This window comes from Lysobacter antibioticus, from assembly GCF_000731095.1.
GTDB classification, from domain to species: Bacteria; Pseudomonadota; Gammaproteobacteria; order Xanthomonadales; family Xanthomonadaceae; genus Lysobacter; species Lysobacter antibioticus_B.
This window is the reverse complement of the sequence record NZ_JMTZ01000155.1, coordinates 1-1,652: the sequence shown is the minus strand read 5'-3', so window position 1 is coordinate 1,652 and position 1,652 is coordinate 1. Positions and strand designations below refer to the sequence as shown.

Genomic DNA, 1,652 nt, shown 5'->3' with positions numbered 1-1,652 from the left:
GATTGCCTTCGCTAGTGCGAATCGGCGCACAGCAACAGCAAAATCATTACGGCAACGGCAACGGCAACGGCAACGGCCGAGGCTCAAGCCGAACGCGGCAACCTTGCAATGGCGCGGTCGAACGTCGCAGCCAACAACACGACTCGCAAGACATCGGTGAACAACGAGGTGCGGAACGACAACGGGGTGTTGAGGAACACCGCCAAGGGCTGGCCGACGACGTTCTGCCATTCCGGGTCCTTCGGGCCGACCACGTGTTCCATCAAGCGCCACGACCACGAGTCGATGTACGACAACAACTGCCAGCACACGCACAAGGTCAGCAAGGCCGGCAGGCCGGCGCGCAGCACCAGGCGCAGGCTGTTGACCACCGGCACGCCCTTGCTGGTCCAGCCGGCGCTGGCCTTGTCGGCCAGCATGCGCAAGCTGAAATGCATCGACTTGAAGCGCGCGCTGACCTTGCCGAGGGTTTCGTCGGCACCGTCGAGGCGCTGCGCGCGGCGCAGATCGATGCCGTAGATGATCGCGGTGATCGCCAGCCAGATCAGCGGCAGCACCACCGCACCGGCAGCGGTGCCGACGATGTCCCAGACCGGCACGATGCCCTTCTTGGCCGGGGTCAGCAGCTTGAACGCCGACATCGGGTCGTCCCACCACTGGGTCACGGCGGCATAGACCACCCGCTCGTGCCACCAGTCCTTCAGGCCGCTCATGACCTGCGCGATGGCGGCCACGCCCACGAACACCCAGTAGGCTTCGCAGCTGGTCGCGACCACGTTCCACAGCGCATGCCCGGTGGCTTCGGCGCGGCGCTTGCTGAACCAGCGCACCGCCCAGGCCACCGCAAGCGCGATCCACAAGCCCTTGAGCTTGAGCACCTCGTTGAGGTTTTCCTTTTCCCAGACGCTGAAGATGTAGGCGGTGCGGAAGTTGCGGCGCAGGTCTTCGAGCAGGCCCCAACCGGCGTAGTAGGCGAAGAACGGCAGCATCGCGATGGCCAGCGCAGTGATCCATTGCTTGCGCACCGCCGCCGTGTCCGGCGTGGTCGCACCGCCGGCGAGCATCGGCAACGACGGCCGCAGCGACTGGAACATCAGGATGGTGCCCGCGAGTTGGGTCACGATCAGCACCGACAGCACCGCGAACGACAGCAGCACCGAACGCTCGCCGAGCTTGACCGCCAGCCCCATCAACAGGTCGTAGCAGACCCGCTGGGCGAAGAACCAGAACGTCAGCGCCGGCCAATGGCGCCAGAGCAGGCGTGCGCCGAGCGCGGGGATCTCGCGCCAGGCGCCACCCTGCGCGGACACGCCAACGGCGCCGGAGTCGGCGGAAGATGCGGAAGGCACCGACAGCGTCGGCGTGGACAGCGAGGACGTGGACATCGACGGCAGCCGGACGGGAACCCGGCGATGTTACCCGTCCATCGTCACGGTTTGCAGTGACGCGGGTCAGGGGCCGAGTGGCCGGATGCGGAAGCGCTCGGGCGTGGTCTGCCGCTCTATGCCGCGATGGCCGCGGACTTCGCTCAATGACGTCGGCGTTGCTGCCTCTGCGGATGCCTTGGTCGCGGCTTGCGCCGCTCCTACCCCAAAGCGCCGTTGCCGTTGCCGTTGCCGTTGCCGTTGCCGTTGCCGTTGCCGTTGCCGTTG

Annotated in this window: 1 protein-coding gene; it reads right to left on the bottom strand. The window is 66.6% G+C overall.

From position 1 onward, the window contains the following. Positions 1–83: 83 nt before the first annotated feature. Complete coding sequence (locus EX88_RS0122730) at positions 84–1,385, bottom strand: hypothetical protein (protein WP_152566436.1); 1,302 nt, start codon at positions 1,383–1,385, stop codon at positions 84–86. Positions 1,386–1,652: the final 267 nt, after the last annotated feature.